The organism is Vibrio sp. 10N.239.312.D08, assembly GCF_041466145.1.
GTDB lineage: Bacteria > Pseudomonadota > Gammaproteobacteria > Enterobacterales > Vibrionaceae > Vibrio > Vibrio crassostreae_C.
This window is the reverse complement of sequence record NZ_JBFSSD010000048.1, coordinates 18,816-37,439: the sequence shown is the minus strand read 5'-3', so window position 1 is coordinate 37,439 and position 18,624 is coordinate 18,816. Positions and strand designations below refer to the sequence as shown.

At 44.4% G+C, this 18,624-nt stretch carries 19 protein-coding genes; 4 read left to right on the top strand and 15 right to left on the bottom strand.

Features of this window, described 5'->3' with window-relative positions:
- Positions 1-255: 255 nt before the first annotated feature.
- From AB6D58_RS20050 to dusA, 7 genes are all read right to left on the bottom strand, one after another.
- On the bottom strand, positions 256-1,032 hold the full coding sequence (locus AB6D58_RS20050) for a phosphoadenylyl-sulfate reductase (protein ID WP_017059954.1): 777 nt from the start codon (positions 1,030-1,032) through the stop codon (positions 256-258).
- Positions 1,025-2,752, bottom strand: coding sequence for an assimilatory sulfite reductase (NADPH) hemoprotein subunit (gene cysI, locus AB6D58_RS20045; protein ID WP_065584776.1), 1,728 nt, complete (start codon positions 2,750-2,752; stop codon positions 1,025-1,027). Before cysI ends, AB6D58_RS20050 begins: the two co-directional genes overlap by 8 nt.
- Complete coding sequence (locus AB6D58_RS20040) at positions 2,752-4,617, bottom strand: assimilatory sulfite reductase (NADPH) flavoprotein subunit (protein ID WP_136981990.1); 1,866 nt, start codon at positions 4,615-4,617, stop codon at positions 2,752-2,754. Before AB6D58_RS20040 ends, cysI begins: the two co-directional genes overlap by 1 nt.
- A 123-nt stretch (positions 4,618-4,740) precedes the next feature.
- The gene (locus AB6D58_RS20035) at positions 4,741-4,971 is read right to left on the bottom strand and encodes a hypothetical protein (RefSeq protein WP_004735813.1); all 231 of its coding nucleotides are present in this window, start codon (positions 4,969-4,971) and stop codon (positions 4,741-4,743) included.
- Positions 4,972-5,173: 202 nt separating this feature from the next.
- Entirely contained in the window at positions 5,174-5,839 is a 666-nt protein-coding gene (locus tag AB6D58_RS20030) for a TIGR04219 family outer membrane beta-barrel protein (protein ID WP_372110812.1), read from the bottom strand.
- 135 nt (positions 5,840-5,974) lie between these two features.
- Positions 5,975-6,196: an envelope stress response protein PspG gene (gene pspG / locus AB6D58_RS20025; protein WP_017059950.1), complete on the bottom strand. Its 222-nt coding sequence runs from the start codon at positions 6,194-6,196 to the stop codon at positions 5,975-5,977.
- Between the two features lie 206 nt (positions 6,197-6,402).
- Positions 6,403-7,383, bottom strand: coding sequence for a tRNA dihydrouridine(20/20a) synthase DusA (gene dusA, locus AB6D58_RS20020; protein ID WP_010434217.1), 981 nt, complete (start codon positions 7,381-7,383; stop codon positions 6,403-6,405).
- 314 nt (positions 7,384-7,697) lie between these two features.
- Here dusA and zur point away from each other — a divergent pair, with 314 nt between their 5' ends.
- Both zur and AB6D58_RS20010 read left to right on the top strand, forming a co-directional pair.
- A complete protein-coding gene (gene zur, locus AB6D58_RS20015) occupies positions 7,698-8,156 on the top strand; it encodes a zinc uptake transcriptional repressor Zur (RefSeq protein WP_060983108.1) in 459 nt (152 codons plus the stop codon).
- Between the two features lie 17 nt (positions 8,157-8,173).
- Positions 8,174-8,635, top strand: coding sequence for a chemotaxis protein CheX (locus AB6D58_RS20010; protein WP_004735847.1), 462 nt, complete (start codon positions 8,174-8,176; stop codon positions 8,633-8,635).
- 138 nt (positions 8,636-8,773) lie between these two features.
- On the opposite strand, the gene pgi is transcribed toward AB6D58_RS20010, so the two are convergent.
- Positions 8,774-10,426 (bottom strand): glucose-6-phosphate isomerase, encoded by a 1,653-nt coding sequence (gene pgi / locus AB6D58_RS20005; RefSeq protein ID WP_372158206.1) that lies wholly within the window; start codon positions 10,424-10,426, stop codon positions 8,774-8,776.
- Positions 10,427-10,752: 326 nt separating this feature from the next.
- On the opposite strand from pgi, the gene AB6D58_RS20000 reads away from it, so the two are divergent.
- A complete protein-coding gene (locus tag AB6D58_RS20000; protein ID WP_004735849.1) occupies positions 10,753-11,172 on the top strand; it encodes a secondary thiamine-phosphate synthase enzyme YjbQ in 420 nt (139 codons plus the stop codon).
- Positions 11,173-11,288: 116 nt separating this feature from the next.
- Here the strand turns inward: AB6D58_RS20000 and AB6D58_RS19995 are convergent, their stop codons facing one another.
- The 3 genes from AB6D58_RS19995 to AB6D58_RS19985 are packed head-to-tail and all read right to left on the bottom strand — an operon-like array spanning position 11,289 to position 15,015.
- Positions 11,289-12,494, bottom strand: coding sequence for a BamA/TamA family outer membrane protein (locus tag AB6D58_RS19995; protein WP_372158211.1), 1,206 nt, complete (start codon positions 12,492-12,494; stop codon positions 11,289-11,291).
- A 37-nt stretch (positions 12,495-12,531) separates the two neighbouring features.
- The gene (gene alr / locus AB6D58_RS19990) at positions 12,532-13,617 is read right to left on the bottom strand and encodes an alanine racemase (RefSeq protein WP_017065624.1); all 1,086 of its coding nucleotides are present in this window, start codon (positions 13,615-13,617) and stop codon (positions 12,532-12,534) included.
- A gap of 6 nt (positions 13,618-13,623) precedes the next feature.
- Positions 13,624-15,015, bottom strand: a complete 1,392-nt coding sequence (locus AB6D58_RS19985) for a replicative DNA helicase (protein WP_372158203.1) — start codon at positions 15,013-15,015, stop codon at positions 13,624-13,626.
- 176 nt (positions 15,016-15,191) lie between these two features.
- Between AB6D58_RS19985 and AB6D58_RS19980 the strand changes: the two genes are divergently transcribed.
- Positions 15,192-16,094, top strand: coding sequence for a DUF481 domain-containing protein (locus AB6D58_RS19980; RefSeq protein ID WP_372158201.1), 903 nt, complete (start codon positions 15,192-15,194; stop codon positions 16,092-16,094).
- Between the two features lie 180 nt (positions 16,095-16,274).
- Here AB6D58_RS19980 and rplI read toward each other — a convergent pair whose 3' ends face one another.
- The 4 genes from rplI to rlmB form a co-directional block, all read right to left on the bottom strand.
- Positions 16,275-16,727, bottom strand: a complete 453-nt coding sequence (gene rplI, locus AB6D58_RS19975; RefSeq protein ID WP_010434182.1) for a 50S ribosomal protein L9 — start codon at positions 16,725-16,727, stop codon at positions 16,275-16,277.
- A 38-nt stretch (positions 16,728-16,765) separates the two neighbouring features.
- Positions 16,766-16,993: a 30S ribosomal protein S18 gene (rpsR, locus tag AB6D58_RS19970; RefSeq protein WP_000090472.1), complete on the bottom strand. Its 228-nt coding sequence runs from the start codon at positions 16,991-16,993 to the stop codon at positions 16,766-16,768.
- Positions 16,994-17,105: 112 nt separating this feature from the next.
- Positions 17,106-17,495, bottom strand: a complete 390-nt coding sequence (gene rpsF, locus AB6D58_RS19965) for a 30S ribosomal protein S6 (protein WP_004741278.1) — start codon at positions 17,493-17,495, stop codon at positions 17,106-17,108.
- A 277-nt stretch (positions 17,496-17,772) separates the two neighbouring features.
- Entirely contained in the window at positions 17,773-18,513 is a 741-nt protein-coding gene (rlmB, locus tag AB6D58_RS19960; RefSeq protein ID WP_017063180.1) for a 23S rRNA (guanosine(2251)-2'-O)-methyltransferase RlmB, read from the bottom strand.
- Positions 18,514-18,624 lie beyond the last annotated feature (111 nt).

The window sequence follows — 18,624 nt, the reverse complement described above, 5'->3', positions numbered from 1 at the left end:
TCTCGCTGAAGCCTTGTGGCGTCTGCCGTGTCAGTGAGGCGGCATTATAGAGATGTTCATCACATTGGCAAGTGTTTATTAAAGAAAGATGCAAAAATAACGATTACATGGCGAATAAACACTCAAAGCCTTATTTGTGCAAGTTTAACTACAGAGTACTTACAAAATAACCACAGACTTATCCACAATTGATCTAATTTTCATCCTAGAAAACAAAAAAGCTGCCTCATGGCAGCTTTTTAAATGGCAACGAGTCTAAATCCCAGAACCATATTGCTCTCCATCATCTTCATGGAGACCACATTCGCGTTTCAACCCATTAAAACGAGTTTCCTCTTCAGTCATACCCGGTTCCCACTTCTTAGTTGTATGTGTATCTCCAACAGAAAGGTAACCCTGCTCTCGAAGCGGGTGATAACCGAGACCATGCTCTTCTAGGTAATAGTGAACATCTTTATTCGTCCAATCGATTACCGGCAAAAATTTAAACACACCATTTTGGATAGATAAGATTGGCAAATTTGCACGCGATTGAGATTGCTCTCTTCTTAAACCGGAAAACCATGTCCCAGCCTCGAGCTCATCCAACGCTCTTCTCATCGGTTCAACTTTATTAAGCTTGTTGTACTTCTCTATCCCTTCTATACCTTGATCCCAAAGTTTTCCATATTGCGCTTCTTGCCAATTAGGGCTCTGTTGGGCGCGAAAGACTTGAAGGTTTAGAGTCAACTTCTGACTTAACTCATCAATAAAGCGATAGGTCTCCGGAAATAGATACCCTGTGTCAGTCAAAATAACCGGAATATCTGGTTTTGCTTGGGTCACTAGGTGCAACATCAATGCTGCTTGGATTCCGAAACTAGAAGACACAACATGTGTCCCTTCTAAATTATCTAAAGCCCACTTAACTCTTTCTAATGCGGTTAGCTGCTCTAACTCTGCGTTGATTTGTCCAAGACGAAGTATTTGCTCCGTCTTAGTCAATGCGAGTAGCTCTGCTAACTTCAATTTTGAAGCGACAGAATTATGCATGCAGATCCCTCTTGGAAATGATCACCTCTTCGATGATGCCAGCTCGGATTGTAAAATCACCGAACCCTTCTTTGTCGTTGCGTTCTGTAGCCCAACGTCCCACCAGCGCATCAATCTCTTCTAAGATCTGAGCTGATGTGATGTTCTCTTTATACATCTTAGGGATACGAGTTCCGGCCTTGTTGCCACCTAGGTGCATGTTGTAACGCCCCGGAGCCTTACCCACTAAACCAAGTTCAGCCAACATTGCACGACCACAACCGTTTGGACAACCTGTGATTCGAAGGATGATGTTATCTTCTTCTGGTAATCCATGTTTTTTCAGAATGTCTTCAACATCCGTTACAAACTCAGGAAGAAAGCGCTCAGCTTCTGCCATTGCTAAAGGACATGTTGGGAAAGCCACACACGCCATTGAGTTTTTACGTTGCTCTGAAACAGCATCATCCATCAAGCCATATTGACGCGCTAGTTTTTCAATCTTGGCCTTTTGACTCGTCGACACACCCGCAACAATTAGGTTTTGGTTTGCAGTCATGCGGAAGTCACCTTTGTGGATCTTCGCTATTTCAGCAACACCTGTTTTCAGAGCTTTACCCGGAAAATCAAGTAAACGACCATTCTCGATGAATAACGCCAAGTGGTGCTTACCATCAATGCCTTCCGCCCAACCAATGCGATCACCACGGCCAGTAAACTCATAAGGACGGCTTTCAGAAAATTCTACGCCTGCACGCTTTTCTACTTCTGCTTTGAATACATCAATACCAACACGGTCTAGTGTGTATTTGGTTTTTGCATTCTTACGGTTTGAACGGTTACCCCAGTCACGCTGAGTCGTTACCACCGCCGCTGCTACATCTAACGTTTTATCTAATGGCACAAAACCAAAGTCGTCAGCTTTACGTGCATAAGTAGAGGTATCACCGTGTGTCATCGCTAAACCGCCACCAACTAACACATTAAAGCCCACCAGCTTTCCGTCTTCAGCAATAGCAACAAAGTTAAGATCGTTAGCATGGACGTCCACATCATTTTGCGGAGGAATGACAACCGTCGTCTTGAACTTACGCGGTAGGTAGTTGCTACCAAGGATAGGTTCTTCATCCGTTGTTTCTAGTTTTTCACCATCTAACCAGATTTCTGCATAAGCACGAGTCTTCGGTAATAGATGTTCACTGATCTTTTTCGCCCACTCGTAAGCTTCTTGATGAAGTTCAGATTCAACCGGGTTTGTCGTACATAGAACATTTCGGTTTACATCACCCGCTGTCGCAATTGAATCAATGCCAATGCTATTTAGCGTTTGGTGCATCAACTTAATGTTCGGCTTCAAGACACCGTGGAACTGAAACGTTTGACGAGTTGTTAGACGAATTGAACCGTAAGAGGTACTTTCGTCTGCGAACTTATCAATCGCCAACCACTGCTTAGGGGTAATGATGCCACCAGGCATACGAGCACGAAGCATGACGTTATGTAACGGTTCGAGCTTTTGTTTGGTACGTTCGTTACGAATATCACGGTCGTCTTGTTGATACATACCGTGGAAACGAATCAACTGAAAGTTATCAGCAGTAAAGCCACCTGTTATGCGGTCTTGGAGATCTTGTTCAATCGTACCGCGTAGGTTATTACTTTCACGCTTAAGACGCTCATTGTCAGCCAAAGGTCCAAGTACTTGACCTAGCACTTCTTGCTCTATTACTTGCTTGCTCATTAGTACACATCCCTTTGGTAACGTTTCGCTTTACGTAAATCATTAATATATTGTTCAGCTTGCTCGCGGCTCTGGTTGCCATGCTTTTCCGCTATCGAAACTAACGCTTCATGAACATCTTTAGCCATTCGAGTCGCATCGCCACAGACATAGAGGTACGCGCCCTCTTGCAGCCATTGCCACACCTGCTCTGCTTGTTCGATTAAACGGTCCTGAACATAAACCTTTTCTTTTTGGTCACGGCTAAAGGCAACATCGAGCTTAGTTAGCGCGCCAGACTTGAGGTACTTTTGCCATTCAACTTGGTATAAGAAATCTTGAGTAAAGGTACGGTCACCAAAGAACAACCAGCTTTTTCCTTCAGCATCATTGTTTTCACGCTCTTGAACAAAACTGCGGAACGGTGCGATACCGGTACCCGGGCCGACCATGATGATTGGTGTATTGTCGTCTTGTGGTAATTTGAAGTTATTGTTGTTCTCAACAAACACCTTCACTTCACCACCCTCTTCAAGACGTTGAGCTAAGAAGCTAGAAGCTCCGCCTAAACGAGACTCTTCGCCTTTTTGGTATTCAACCAAACCAACCGTCAAGTGAACTTCTTCATCTACTTCTGCTTGGCTTGATGCAATAGAATAGAGACGCGGTGTCAGCTTACGTAACAGGCCAATTAACTCATCAGCCGATAGCTTAGTTTTCTTCTCAGCTAAAACATCGACAACTTGAGTATTACCCGCGTATTCACGAAGCTTGTCTTTATCTTCCACCAGCTTGATTAACTTCTTGCTGCCCGATAACTCAGCAAACTTAGTCACAAGTTGAGGGTTTGAAGTGGTAATCTCAAATTTACTCACTAGCGCACTATGGATAGATAGATTCTCACCATCGACATCGACACTTTCGATACCCGATAACCCAACCTTAGAAAGAATCTGATTTGCGAGTTCTGAACTGTTTTCATACCATACGCCTAGCGCATCGCCGGGTTGGTAGGTAATGCCCGACTCATCAAGATCAATCTCGATATGACGAACATCTTTACCCGAGTCACGACCCGTGATCTTTTGACTGGTTAATAGTGTCGCGGTGTATGGGTTTTGTTTGGTGTATTGCGAATGACCGGCGGCCGCTTGACCGACTGGTAATTGAACCACATCGGCTTCAGTGCCTGTCGATAGCGTCTCTTTTACTTGCTCTAATGCTTTAGCGCGCCATTCCGTTGCTGATTCTTCGTAATCAACATCACAATCAAGACGGTCGACAAACGATTTCGCACCAAGCTTAGCGAGGAAGCTATCGAAGTCTTTAGCCGTTTGGCAGAAGAACTCATAGCTTGAGTCACCTAAACCAATCACACCGTATTGTAGGTTTGATAATTTTGGCGCTTTCTTCGATTGTAGGAATTCATGCAACTCAATCGCGTTATCAGGGGCTTCGCCCTCACCATTGGTTGAAGCCACAAAAATGACGTGTGTCTCTTTGGCTAAGTTCTTACCTTTATAATCACTCGCATCGAAAAGCTCGACGGCGATACCTAAGGCTTTTGCTTCTGCCTCGAGCGATTCAGCGACGCCTTTAGCATTACCGGTTTGAGAAGCGAAGATAATGCTGAGCTTACCCGCTGGCTTAGCCGCTACTGCAGCGGCCGCTTGAGCGATTGGCGCAGCAGCACCGACAGGCTGAGCTTGGCTCACTCCCCAAAGGTATCCACTGACCCATGCCAGTTGCTGTGAAGACAGTTCAGAAACAGTTTGCTGAAGATGACCTAATTGTTGGTCATTAAGTGGTGCTGCTAGCCCAGGTAACTCATTAGCCCCAGACTGTGCATTATTGTTTTGTGAAGACTCTTTCTTATTTAAAGACATGGTCACGACATCCCTAATCATTGCGTGACGATAGATTAACCACTCCTTTTAATAACAAGAAAGAATAGAAAAGTATGTTTTATAACTTTTTGGAAGTAAAAACCGATTGAAACGTAAATTGTCTTACTGGTTTTCAATGCGTACTTGCTGAAAGCCAACCGCCATTGCCGACTTAGATGCCAAGTCTAAATCCGCGTAATGACATTCTTCACCATGAACATCAGTAAGCAGAACGAAGCCACCACCCATATGACGAAACTCCACAACCCAAGACCCTTCTTGAATTGAGGGCTCTATGATGGCTTCAACTAACAGGTTTTCTCTATATAAATTTCTCAATTCATTGAGTGTCATATTCCATCCCTTGCTTTGACCTCACTACATAGACCTTATAAGAATAGACGCAAATTGGCTCTCTGTATTAAGGATGGTCGAAAGTGATGAATGTGCTAACTAATTCCAGAAAGATATATACTCAAGTAACCAATAGATATAAAAAAACGCCACTTAATAAAGTGGCGTTCTTAAAATTCGTTCTAAATTTGCTTTATATGGCCTAGAAGCGCACTTCAGCACCAGCAAACCAACCATCGACCATGACAAAGCTCTTGCCTAGTTCTGAGCTAAAGAACTCATCCGAATCTAAATCGATAACACGGTAACCACCACGCAGGGCAATCTCAGATTCTGCTACTGGAATTCGGTACTGAACACCCGCCATCAAGTCAGTGCTCTTAATACCACTGCTATCACCAAACTCGATGGTACCAATGATATCGAAGTTGGTGTCAGGAACGTTGATCTCTGCGTTACCGTAGAAGCTCCAAGTAAATTCATCAAAGGTTGCTTGAGTACTCGTTTTAGGCTCAATGTAGTTAGAGTTTGAGTACTGAGTGAACGTCACACCTGCATCAAAGTTCATCAGCTTGTGATCTAACAACGTGTAATAGAAGGTGTAATCGTACTTATCGAAAGCCAATGAATCTGCATCAACAGAAGTATAGCGAAAGCTAGCGTTTGGTAGCATCGGGGCATTATGCTCAAATGCGAAATACAACGAAGGTGAGTTAGAGTCATCATCTTGTCTAACTTCGTTTAGCTTTGTACTTCCCCACCACATATCGGCACCGACTTTAGCCGTGTAAGAAAACTCTTCTTCAGCAGACACTGCTGAACTTAAAGATAGCATTCCCACTAAAGCAATTAATGGCATTTTATTCATTTGAGATAGCTCCAATTCCATATCGTAGTGCTAATTGTATGCACATTCATAGATTATTGGGGAAAATTCTACCACACATCTTAAATTCTAAAACGATAAACCGCTGACGAGTAAAGATTTGACGGCACGATGACCTTAGTAACGTCTCTGGTTAGAACTGTGTACAAAATTTTTGAAAAACCACACACCGATTGCAATCACGATCAACCAAGGCAGTAACTTAAACACGACCCCCATCATACCTAAGACCAACATGACTAATAACGCTACTCCGGTTGCAGCCAATACCGTCATAAACGTGATACCAGTGACAAGTAGAGTTGCGACGAAAATAAGAACAAAGATTAATTCAAACATAATGGTCTCCCTAATGAGTTAATGACCTATCTTTCCTACTTTCTAACATTGCAGCTTCCATACCAAGTGTGCCAAACCAATAAAACCCTTATTTATCAGACAAATAAAAAGCCACACATCTTCATGCGTGGCTTTTCAGAAACTTACAGTGGTAAATTTAGCCTCTAGTGGCGAATTTAACCTTAAGTTTTTAACTTAGAGGGAGCTTAAACATTTAGCTCTTTAGGGATCTTAGCCAATGCTGTCTGCATCACTTCGATACCTGCACCTTTCTTATGTGCGTTTTCACTGATGTAGCGACGCCATTGTCTTGCGCCCGGCATGCTTTGGAACAAACCAAGCATATGACGAGAGATGTGTCCTAAGCTTGCACCATTTGAAAGCTCACGCTCAATGTACGGGTACATTTCTTCAACCACTTGTGAGCGCTTCTTAATTGGCGTGTCTAAACCAAAGATCTGCTGATCAACTTCAGCCAAGATAAACGGGCTATGGTAAGCCTCACGACCGATCATCACACCATCAAGGTGTTGCAAGTGCTCTTTAGTTTGCTCAAGAGTAGTAACGCCACCATTCACGGCAATCACCAGATCAGAGAAATCTTTCTTGATTTGATATGCACGATCATAATCTAGAGGTGGGATCTCACGGTTCTCTTTCGGACTCAGGCCACTCAACCACGCTTTACGCGCATGGATAGTAAATTGCTCACAGCCACCTTTTTCAGAAACCGTCGAAACAAACTTAGTTAGAAACTCATAAGAGTCTTGGTCATCGATACCGATACGCGTTTTCACGGTAATTGGAATATCAGTGACTTCTTTCATCGCCGACACACAATCTGCCACCAGCTCAGGCTCAGCCATTAGGCAAGCACCAAAGCGACCGTTCTGAACTCGATCGGAAGGGCAACCTACGTTAAGATTCACTTCATCATAACCGCGTTCACCAGCAAGCTTGGCACAAGCAGCAAGATCAACCGGGTTTGAACCACCGAGTTGAAGTGCAAGAGGATGTTCTTGCTCGTTATATTCTAGGAAGTCGCCCTTACCATGTAAGATCGCGCCCGTTGTTACCATTTCCGTGTACAGAAGAGTCTGCTGAGATAGCAAACGGTGAAAGTAACGACAGTGGCGGTCAGTCCAATCGAGCATTGGAGCGACAGACAATCTACATGAATGTGTCATGGTAAAGTACCCTGGTAGCGAGTCAAAAAAATATGCTGGAATACCCAGCAAAAGCAAGGTCGGCTATTGTAAATGCTATGCCCAGTTTGTGCTATATGAACTTTACCTCACATTTTTTATTTAAACCTATTCACCAAACCTCTAATTCAGCCTCACTAATCAGTTATGCCTTGAGTCACACTGTCATTTTGAGTTACCTTGTCTTATTCAAAGTCGTGGGTCACAATACGCTCTGTACCTGACTTTAATAGAAATCATTGGCTCCCAAAACGTAGTAACCTAGAAATAAGGTTTGATTAGGGATGTCCGATTGAATGGTGAAAAATTTGGACCACACATTAATAGAGCAAGTTGAAGGGATATGCGCATCGCGAGGCGTTAGATTAACACCTCAAAGAAAGCGAGTGTTTGAGCTCATCCTCTCTAATAAAAAAGCCTCCAGTGCTTATGAATTATTAGAGCAGTTGAAAGTCAGTGAACCGCAAGCCAAGCCACCTACAGTATATCGCGCTTTGGATTTCTTGTTGGAGCAAGGTTTCATTCACAGAGTTGAGTCAACCAATAGCTTCATATGCTGCTGCTCTTGCAATGCCCATAAACATTTCTCCCAACTACTGATCTGCGATAAATGTGGCACTGTGATAGAACTGCAGGACGATGCGCTTGTCACCCTACTCGCCAGTAACGCTGAGAAGCATGGCTTTCAATTGACGAATCATGTCATTGAATCGCATGGCATTTGCCAATCTTGCTCCTCCGAGATGAAAGAATAAGATTATAGAAGAACATTATGCGCGCTGAATTTGTAAACCCGTTTTTAGCTTCTTTGATGAACGTATTAAAAACGATGGCTTCTCTAGAATTGAAGCCACAAAAACCGAGAGTTAAGAAAGATGAAATCGCTCGTGGTGATGTATCCGGCCTAATTGGTATGGTTGGCACACAATCTCGCGGCTCAATGTCGATCACTTTTGATGAAGGTCTTGCCCTAGAAATCATGGAAAACATGTTGGGTGAACGACCAAATGGCTTGAACGAAGAAGTGACCGATATGGTGGGTGAAATCACTAATATGGTGACTGGTGGTGCAAAACGTATTCTTGCAGAAAGCGGCTTTGATTTCGACATGGCAACGCCAATCGTCGTTTCAGGTAAAGGCCACACCATTCGTCATAAATGTGAAGGTGCTATTATCATCATGCCTTTCACATCTCAGTGGGGGAACGCCTTCATCGAGATCTGTTTCGAATAGAGACAATCGAGTAAATAAAAAAACGAAAGGCTGACGTACATACGTCAGCCTTTTTTATTGCCGTAAGATCAACGGACATAAAAACGCCAACCGAAAGGTTGGCGTTTACAGTTATTACTTGGTGTTACTTAAACAGTCTTAAGCTTTCAGCGCTTTAAATGCGTTGATTAGACCGTTAGTTGAGCTGTCGTGAGATGTTACTTGAGCATCGTCAGCTAGCTCAGGAAGAATTTGGTTTGCTAGTTGCTTACCAAGTTCTACACCCCATTGGTCGAAGCTGAAGATGTTCCAGATAACGCCTTGAACGAAGATCTTGTGCTCGTACATCGCGATTAGGTTACCTAAAGAGCGAGGGTTGATTTGCTTAACAAGAATAGAGTTCGTTGGACGGTTACCTTCAAATACTTTGAAAGGTACAAGTTCAGCCACTTCTTCAGCTGTTTTGCCAGCCGCTAGGAATTCAGCTTCCACTGTCTCTTTTGTCTTACCGAATGCTAGTGCTTCAGTTTGAGCAAAGAAGTTAGACATTAGCTTCTGGTGGTGATCAGATGCTGGGTTGTGGCTGATAGCAGGGGCAATAAAGTCTGATGGGATCAGCTTAGTGCCTTGGTGAATCAGTTGGTAGAAAGCGTGTTGGCCGTTAGTACCAGGTTCACCCCAGATGATAGGACCTGTTTGGTATTCTACTGGGTTGCCTTCACGGTCAACAAACTTACCGTTTGATTCCATGTTACCTTGCTGGAAGTAAGCAGCAAAACGGTGCATGTACTGATCGTAAGGTAGAATCGCTTCTGACTCAGCGCCATGGAAGTTGTTGTACCAAACACCAATAAGAGCAAGGATCACTGGAATGTTGCTTTCAAACTCAGTTGAAGCAAAGTGGTTATCCATCTCGTGTGCGCCGTCTAGTAGCTCAGCGAAGTTATCGAAGCCGATAGAAAGAGAGATAGAAAGGCCGATTGCAGACCATAGTGAGTAACGACCACCAACCCAGTCCCAGAATTCGAACATGTTGTCAGTATCAATACCAAACTCAGCAACTGAAGTTGCGTTAGTTGATAGCGCTGCGAAGTGCTTAGCTACGTGTGCGTCATCACCCGCTTCAGCCAGGAACCAATCACGAGCAGAGTGTGCATTCGTCATTGTTTCTTGAGTCGTAAATGTCTTAGATGCTACTAGGAACAACGTTGTTTCTGGGTTAAGAGGCTTAAGTGTCTCAACAATGTGAGTGCCATCTACGTTAGAAACGAAGTGCATGTTCAGGCGAGTTTTGTATGGCGTAAGTGCTTCAGTCACCATGTATGGACCAAGGTCCGAACCGCCGATACCGATGTTAACTACATCAGTGATCTCTTTACCTGTGTAACCTTTCCACTCACCAGAAACGATGCGGTGCGTGAACAGTTCCATTTTCGCTAGTACTGCGTTCACTGCTGGCATTACGTCTTTGCCATCAACCATTACTGGGTTGTCGCTACGGTTACGTAGAGCAGTGTGAAGTACTGAACGACCTTCAGTCTTGTTGATTGCATCACCACCGAACATTGCTTCGATTGCAGACTTAACTTCAGTCTCGTCCGCAAGAGCAAATAGGTGCTGCATAGTTTCAGCATCGATAAGGTTCTTAGAGTAATCCACTAAGATGTCAGAACCGAAACGAGTAGAAAAGCTCTCGAAACGCTTTGCATCTTGAGCAAACAGCTCTTTCATATCCATATCTTGAGCAGACTCAAAATGTGCCGTTAGAGCTTTCCACGCTTGTGTTTGCGTTGGGTTGATATTTTTCAACATGGTATCTATCCCGATGTTACTGTAGGTTTTATTCTAAACGTCACCTGGGTGATGAATAGAACCCCCGATTAGGCGAAAGTTTATATTTTTCTGTGATGACCAAACCGCGTCACCACTGAAAGATTCTTTGTAATTTTTTTTCACGACGTATTATGCCGCATATGAAGAGCTGTACCTTGAGATAAATCAGGATTAGATTTCCTGATACAAGAATCGGTACAGACTCTAGCTCTAACATAATTAAATGTGAGCGATACCTGATAAATTCAAGTTCAAAAGATAGCGTTAAACCACTTTTTTTCCAAATACATTATAAAGGATGGCGTATGTGGATTCAGAAGACTATACACCTAAATGCACGAAAGCGTGGATTTCATCTCATTACTGATGAAATTGAACAACAGATACACGATATCAATTCTCTATCTGTTGGTTTATTACATCTTTTTATCCAACATACCTCTGCCAGCCTCACGCTAAACGAGAACGCTGATCCTACCGTCCGTACCGATATGGAATCACACTTTAATAAGTTTGTACCTGAGCGAGCGCCCTACTACAGACACACCTATGAAGGTGATGATGACATGCCTGCCCACATTAAAGCATCGACACTTGGCACCAGTGTGACAATACCAATTAGCAATGGTCGTTTAGCTTTAGGAACATGGCAGGGCATTTACTTAGGAGAACACCGAGATTGTGGTGGAAGCCGTACGGTTATTGCGACCATTCAAGGTGAATAACCTTAAGTAACCAGCTATAAAACATTATTAAAAACATAATGATAGAAAACAAAAAAGGGTGACACAGTTATGTGCCACCCTTTAAAAACATGAGATATTCGAGTTAGTAAACCAGATTAGAAAGGCTGGTTTATCATGACCCTAAAGGCCCCTTCGTCACCACCTCGCGCCAACTCAGCACGTACAACAATACCTTCCACTTGGAAACGCACCGCGCCACCTAAGCTCCATTTCATGTCCGAGTGCAGTGTTTTGATGTCGTACTCATCGGCAACGCGCCCTAATTCAGCAAACGCTACCCATTGCCACCAAGGCAAATCGTAGTAGTTTATCAGTGGGATATCGCCAAGTGGTTGCCAGTCAGGAAGTACTCGGTACTCAGCAGAATAATGAACTGCAGAGCGACCGTGATAACGACCTCCGGTATAACCTCGTAAACGATACAAGCCACCCAATCGAGCTTGCTCCGTTTCTGGTGGGCGAGCACAATCTTGCCCAGAGCAGTTATCCCACGTTGGCGTGTCAGCGGTATAGAAATCAAATGCTAAAACTTGTTGATCGAATAAGTCCCCTAAAGGACCTAAAGCAAAGTACTGGCTATTTTGGAAGGTCCACTTAAGCCACAAGTCATCGTTAGACCAACTCTCTGCGCCAGTGGTGAACTCAAGGTTAGTGTGAGAACCTCTGGTCGGGTTGCGTGTGCTATCACGGTTATCCCAATCAAACGCCAAACTAAAGCCTGTTGCCTCTTCGGTATTATTTAAACCTTCCAACTCACGAGCAGTATAAAAAGGCGTAAATAGAATCGAACTGACACCCGATTCGATTGGCGAAGCAAAGCTCACATCTTTGATTGGCTGAAAAGCACCGAGTAAACCGTGTTCTGCAACGTTGCCCCAAGGTAGCAAATACTTAAACTCAAACTGATAGTTTTGCTCTAAGCCATCAGCAATGGTTTTGTCATCGATAGATGAATCATTATCGCCTTGAGAACCAATGTAATACGGGTTGTCGTTGAAGCGCGCTTGATACATCTGAGTGCTAAACAATACGTTCTCAGACAAGGCATAGTTAAAAGCCGATAGAAAACCGACGTAACTGTCTTTGTCTGAATAGAGTGCCATACCAAACAGAGCGGCTTGAGGTTGCCAAACACCCTTTGCGACACCCGCAACCCCAAAGGTGTTACCCATGGTTTCGGTGCTGAAGTAGAAAGGAACAAAGGCTGAATCTTTTTCTTCACTCAAAGCAGAGGAAGAAAAGCTGACACCAAGTAGCGCCATCACTGACATCACTAAGTGTCGAGTCGTTCGCTTGAACATCATTTACTTTATAAGATCCATAGTTACTTCACATTAGCTACTTCACATATTCCATCGCAACACGCGAAGTCAGCTTAGTGACTAACTCGTAAGCGATAGTGCCGATATGTTCAGCCACTTCTTCTGAAGGTAAATCTTTACCCCACAGAGTCGCTTCATCGCCGACTTTATCTGCCGCATCAGGGCCTAGATCAACCGTTAGCATGTCCATTGATACACGTCCTGCGATCGGTACTTTTCGACCGTTAACGAACACTGGAGTGCCGTTAGGTGCAGTACGAGGATAACCATCACCATAACCAATCGCGATAACACCAACCTTGGTATCACGTTCACTGGTCCAGTTTCCGCCATAACCCACACTTTCACCGGCTTTCACATCGCGAACGGCAATTAGGTGTGAGGTCAGGGTCATAACAGGCAAAAATCCAAGCTCTTGCGCTGATTTATCAACAAACGGAGAGACACCGTAAGATATGATTCCCGGACGAACCCAATCAAGGTGGCTGTCTGGCCAAGCGAGTAAACCCGCAGAGGCAGCAAGTGAACGCTCCCCTTCACAACCTTCAGTAAGCGACAAGAAAAGCTCTGTCTGTTCAACGGTGGTTGCTCTATCCAGTTCATCAGCACAACCGAAGTGGCTCATGTAACGTAGAGGTTTGGCAACATTCGCACATTGATGCAAACGCTCAACAAAGTTTTGGTATTGCTCAGGGCGAACACCTAATCGGTGCATACCACTGTCGACTTTTAGCCATACCACAACGGGTGTTTCCAAATCCGCATTCTCTAGCGCGCTTAATTGCTCTTCACAATGCACCACCGTTTGAATGTTATTGGTCACCAAGATTGGCAAATCGCCCGAAGAGTAAAATCCTTCCAGCAACAAAATAGGTTTAACAATGCCACCAGCACGAAGTTGTAACGCTTCTTCAATACGCGCCACACCAAAAGCATCAGAGCTTTTTGAATGCTTGGCTATATGCAGTAAGCCGTGTCCGTAGCCATTGGCTTTCACAACAGACATGACCTTGCACTGAGGAGCCTTCGACTTTATCTGGTTCAGGTTATGTTCGAGCGCGTTTAAGTCAATGCTCGCCGTCGCCGCTTTCATGTAAGTCATTAGCGATTACTCATCATCAAATGCAGGGCCTGCATAGTTATCAAATCGGGAGTGTTGGCCTTGGAACGTAAGACGAACAGAACCGATCGGACCGTTACGTTGCTTACCAAGGATGATCTCAGCAATGCCTTTCAAGGAACTATCTGGGTTATAAACCTCATCACGATAGATGAACATGATCAAATCGGCATCTTGCTCAATCGAACCTGATTCACGCAAATCCGAGTTTACTGGGCGCTTATCAGCACGTTGCTCTAGGGAACGGTTAAGCTGAGAAAGTGCCACAACCGGAACGTTGAGCTCTTTTGCTAACGCTTTCAATGAGCGAGAAATCTCGGCGATTTCAAGAGTACGGTTATCAGATAACGAAGGTACACGCATTAATTGAAGGTAATCTATCATGATCATAGAGATACCATCGTGTTCACGAGCGATACGTCGAGCACGAGAACGCACTTCTGTTGGCGTTAGACCCGAGCTGTCATCGATATACATATTCTTCTTATCCATAAGAATACCCATACTCGACGAGATACGAGCCCAATCTTCATCATCTAGCTGACCAGTACGAATCTTGGTTTGGTCTACGCGAGAAAGTGACGCAAGCATACGCATCATCAGCTGTTCGGCTGGCATCTCTAGCGAGAAGATTAAAACCGGTTTGTCTTGCTTCATCGCCGCGTTTTCACACAAGTTCATCGCAAATGTGGTTTTACCCATCGATGGACGAGCAGCAACAATAATTAAGTCAGAGCCTTGTAGACCTGCTGTTTTCTTGTTGAGGTCGTTGAAGCCAGTATCGACACCTGTCACACCATCTTGCGGCGTTTTGTATAGGATCTCGATACGTTCTAGCGTCTTCTCTAGAATGCTATCAACGTTTTGTGGACCTTCGTTTTCACTTGCACGGCCTTCGGCAATCGCGAAGACTTTACTTTCAGCAAGATCAACCAGCTCTTCCGAAGTACGACCTTGAGGGTCATAACCAGAATCAGCAATCTCATTCGCGACACCAATCAGGCTACGAACAAGTGCACGTTGCGCTACGATATCCGCATACGCATTGATGTTTGCGGCACTTGGTGTGTTTTTCGCTAAGTCAGCAAGGTAAGCAAAGCCACCCACTTCTTCAAGTTGCTCACGCAGCTCTAAATGTTCAGAGAGTGTAATAAGATCCAGAGGAGAACTTTCTTCAAGGATATCCTTTACCGCTTCAAAGATCAGACGGTGAGGACGGCTATAAAAGTCTTTGGCCACAACCTTTTCGGCAACTGTATCCCAGCGTTCGTTATCTAATAACAAACCGCCAATAACAGATTGCTCAGCTTCTAATGAATGTGGCGGGACCTTGATGGCGTCCACCCGATCGTTGGCTGGTTTCTGACTTTTGGTATCCACTATGACTACACTCAATAACTAATAATGATCGTTCATTATACCCAAGAACATCCGTTTGTAATCCGATCCTATGAGTTTGTTTTATTCTTCAGGAAGAATTTACCTATTGCTGACGGAATTAACCAAAGGTAGCATTACGATCCTGCCATTCACTCACTGTATAACTAGAGGTATGCGTGTCCAAATTATTGGCTCTGAGCACTGGTCTTCTAAGCACTGGTCTCCTGAGCGCTCCGATGGCCTTAGCTGATGATGCTAAAGACTCTGTTGATGCTAATACCTCTGTTGATTCTATTCTCGACTCTATAGTAGTACCAGAAACTACAGCTGAGCCGATCGTCGTTGCACCGACACCTGAAGAAAAAGAGTTGGATATCGCACCAAGTGATACGGCTGATACAGAACTGCCTAACCCACTAAAGACTGAGGTCGAATTTGGATATCAGTCGCATACTGGTAACTCTGATTCACGAGCGCTTAACGCACGCCTTAACGGTGAGTACACGGCTGGCCGTCATAGAACCAGTGGTGAATGGAAATACTACAACCTCTACAAAGATGGCGAAGAAGATAAAAGGCAATCGACTTACTCAGCTCAGAGTGACTACAAGTTAAGCCCTAAAACCTACCTTTACGGCAGTTTCAAAGGAGTCGACTCGAGATACAGTGCTTACTTTAAGGACTACACAATTTCGAGTGGTCTGGGTTACCAGTTTTCGAATACCGAAGAGTTTGTGTTGGAAGTCGAAGTGGGACCAGGTTTTCGTTACCAAGAACCGAACCTTGATGAGATTGATGATGATGACATCATCTTCCCAGAGATTGTTGAAGAGGCAATTTTCCGTGGCAACGTGAATACGTCATGGCAGGTGTTGAAGAATTTGCAGCTCAAGGCAGACGTGACGCTTGTCTCTGGTCACAGTAACCTAAAGTTTGATACTGAGTTAGAAGCCATCAACGATATTACTGACAATATCGCGCTGAAGATCGCTCACTCTCGCCAGTACCACGATAAAGTGCCTGAAGGCTTAAGCAAACAAGACTCTGTTCTATCGATCAACTTGCTCTTCCAGTTCTAATCTTAGGCCACCTCTAACCTTGAGAACAACTTGTTCAGCAATAACAGCTTATGGATCACCGTAAGCTTTTTACCTACTGTAGCCCTTCCTTGTACTTTCCTATATTCCAGACATAAAAAAACACCAGCCGAAGCTGGTGTTCAAAACTTTCAAAAGAAAGAATTCGTCTTGGTACTGAAATTACTCAGCTGCAACGATAGCGATTTTCGCAGTAGCAAAAACTTCAGAGTGAAGTTGGATGCTTACTTCGAATTCGCCGATGTTACGTAGAGCGCCTTCAGGTAGGCGTACTTCGCTCTTAGCTACTGCAACACCTGCCGCTGTAATAGCGTCAGCGATGTCACGAGTACCGATAGAACCGAATAGTTTACCTTCGTCACCAGCTTTAGAAGCGATTGTAACGCCTTCTAGAGTGTTAACGCTCTCTGCACGAGCTTCAGCAGCAGCTAGTTGCTCAGCAACTTTAGCTTCTAGTTCAGCACGACGAGTTTCGAACATAGCAACGTTGTCTTTAGTTGCCATAACTGCTTTACCCTGTGGGATAAGGAAGTTACGAGCGTAACCAGATTTAACGTTTACTTGGTCGCCAAGGCCACCTAGGTTACCGATCTTATCAAGTAGAATAACTTGCATTATCTTAGTCCTCTTAAACTATTATTAACTATTACCGATTACTGATGCTTGTCAGTGTACGGTAGTAGAGCTAGGTAACGAGAACGCTTGATAGCGCGAGCTAGTTGACGCTGGTACTTAGCGCTTGTACCAGTGATACGGCTAGGTACGATTTTACCAGCTTCAGTGATGTAGTTTTTAAGAGTTGCTACGTCTTTGTAGTCAATCTCTTGTACGCCTTCTGCAGTGAAACGGCAGAATTTACGACGACGGAAGAAACGAGCCATGGGCTATCTCCTGATCTTAAATTTAGTAAAGCGGTCTTTCACAATTATCGAAATAACTATCAATGACCTAAAACAAGTTGAGAATTTTTTAAGGCGTTAAGCCAAAAAAGAATTACTCAGCAGCTGCTTCTGGTTTAGCTTCTGTACGCTCTTCGCGACGAGGAGCACGCTCTGCACGCTCTTCTTTTTGCTTAAGCATAATAGATTGCTCAGTCACAGCGCCTTTAGTGCGCATGATCATGTTACGTAGAACTGCATCGTTGAAACGGAAAGCAGTTTCTAGCTCGTCAATCACTTCTTGACCAGCTTCAACGTTCATAAGAACGTAGTGAGCTTTGTGAAGCTTGTTGATTGGGTAAGCCATTTGACGACGACCCCAGTCTTCTAGACGGTGGATAGTACCGCCAGCTTCAGTGATAGAACCAGTGTAACGCTCGATCATGCCAGCAACTTGCTCGCTTTGATCAGGGTGAACCATGAATACGATTTCGTAATGACGCATTTGGTTGCTCCTTACGGATTATTAGCTTCCACGAGTGGCCCGGTCGTCCAGAGGAAGCAAGGAACTAAAGATAAATGACCGAGTTTTAAGGACGGCAAATGTTATAGAAAGAACCCGGTATTGGCAAGCGCTATTTGGTGAATAATGAAACAGTTTTTCTGTCGCCATCTAGCCATCCGACAAACCGATGGATTTTGCTATAACAGCCTAAAAAGAAACGCCCACCAGCAAGTGGTGAGCGCTAATAAATTCATAGACTTAAAGCAGCGTTAACGCATTACTGAGCTAAACGCTGTCTTACCGCTTCGAACAGGCAAATACCCGACGCCACAGAGACATTTAAGCTCGATACGCTACCTGCCATTGGAATCTTAATCAGATCATCGCAAGTTTCACGAGTTAAACGACGCATACCGTCACCTTCTGCACCCATAACTACCGCAAGAGGACCCGTTAGCTTCGCTTGATAGATATCATGCGTTGCTTCACCTGCCGTACCCACAAACCATACGCCCTGCTCTTGCAGTGCACGCATCGTGCGAGCTAGGTTGGTTACGCGCACGAGAGGAACCGTTTCAGCTGCGCCACATGCAACCTTGCTTACCGTTGCTGTTAACGGCGAAGAGCGATCTTTAGGTACGATAACAGCAGCGACACCTGCGGCATCCGCGTTACGTAGACAAGCGCCTAGGTTATGAGGGTCTGTTACGCCGTCTAGAACTAACAGCAAAGGCTGTTCGTGCTGCGCTAGGATATCGTCTAGGTGAGTTTCATTAAGCTGCTTAGCAGGCTTCACCTTAGCAATAAGACCTTGGTGATTCGCACCTTGTGCTTTTTCATCCAACGGCTTACGACCCATCTGTTGAATCGACACACCAAACTGTTGCAGTTGGTTCAGTAATGGAAGAAGACGCTCGTCTTGGCGACCTTTCAATACATACGCTTCGATAAAACGTGCAGGATCTTTTTCTAGTACGGCTTTCACCGCGTGAATACCGTAAATAAATTCGTTACTCATTGTCTCAACTTACTCTTATTGCTCAGAGATGAATGACATCAATGCCGATGTGTCCACCTCTGTGTTGTTCATTTCGAGAGTATGCGTCTTGTGCCTGATACTCTCGCATTA

Excerpts from the sequence above, each read along its gene's own strand:
- rpsF (WP_004741278.1), bottom strand. The coding sequence starts at position 17,495 with ATGCGTCATTACGAAATCGTATTCATGGTTCACCCTGATCAAAGCGAG.
- AB6D58_RS20035 (WP_004735813.1), bottom strand. The coding sequence starts at position 4,971 with ATGACACTCAATGAATTGAGAAATTTATATAGAGAAAACCTGTTAGTT.
- alr (WP_017065624.1), bottom strand. The coding sequence starts at position 13,617 with ATGACTTACATGAAAGCGGCGACGGCGAGCATTGACTTAAACGCGCTC.
- rlmB (WP_017063180.1), bottom strand. The coding sequence starts at position 18,513 with ATGAGTAACGAATTTATTTACGGTATTCACGCGGTGAAAGCCGTACTA.
- dusA (WP_010434217.1), bottom strand. The coding sequence starts at position 7,383 with ATGACACATTCATGTAGATTGTCTGTCGCTCCAATGCTCGATTGGACT.
- AB6D58_RS20000 (WP_004735849.1), top strand. The coding sequence starts at position 10,753 with ATGTGGATTCAGAAGACTATACACCTAAATGCACGAAAGCGTGGATTT.
- zur (WP_060983108.1), top strand. The coding sequence starts at position 7,698 with ATGGTGAAAAATTTGGACCACACATTAATAGAGCAAGTTGAAGGGATA.
- AB6D58_RS20050 (WP_017059954.1), bottom strand. The coding sequence starts at position 1,032 with ATGCATAATTCTGTCGCTTCAAAATTGAAGTTAGCAGAGCTACTCGCA.
- rplI (WP_010434182.1), bottom strand. The coding sequence starts at position 16,727 with ATGCAAGTTATTCTACTTGATAAGATCGGTAACCTAGGTGGCCTTGGC.
- rpsR (WP_000090472.1), bottom strand. The coding sequence starts at position 16,993 with ATGGCTCGTTTCTTCCGTCGTCGTAAATTCTGCCGTTTCACTGCAGAA.
- AB6D58_RS20010 (WP_004735847.1), top strand. The coding sequence starts at position 8,174 with ATGCGCGCTGAATTTGTAAACCCGTTTTTAGCTTCTTTGATGAACGTA.
- AB6D58_RS19995 (WP_372158211.1), bottom strand. The coding sequence starts at position 12,494 with ATGTTCAAGCGAACGACTCGACACTTAGTGATGTCAGTGATGGCGCTA.
- pgi (WP_372158206.1), bottom strand. The coding sequence starts at position 10,426 with ATGTTGAAAAATATCAACCCAACGCAAACACAAGCGTGGAAAGCTCTA.
- AB6D58_RS20030 (WP_372110812.1), bottom strand. The coding sequence starts at position 5,839 with ATGAATAAAATGCCATTAATTGCTTTAGTGGGAATGCTATCTTTAAGT.
- pspG (WP_017059950.1), bottom strand. The coding sequence starts at position 6,196 with ATGTTTGAATTAATCTTTGTTCTTATTTTCGTCGCAACTCTACTTGTC.
- AB6D58_RS20040 (WP_136981990.1), bottom strand. The coding sequence starts at position 4,617 with ATGTCTTTAAATAAGAAAGAGTCTTCACAAAACAATAATGCACAGTCT.
- cysI (WP_065584776.1), bottom strand. The coding sequence starts at position 2,752 with ATGAGCAAGCAAGTAATAGAGCAAGAAGTGCTAGGTCAAGTACTTGGA.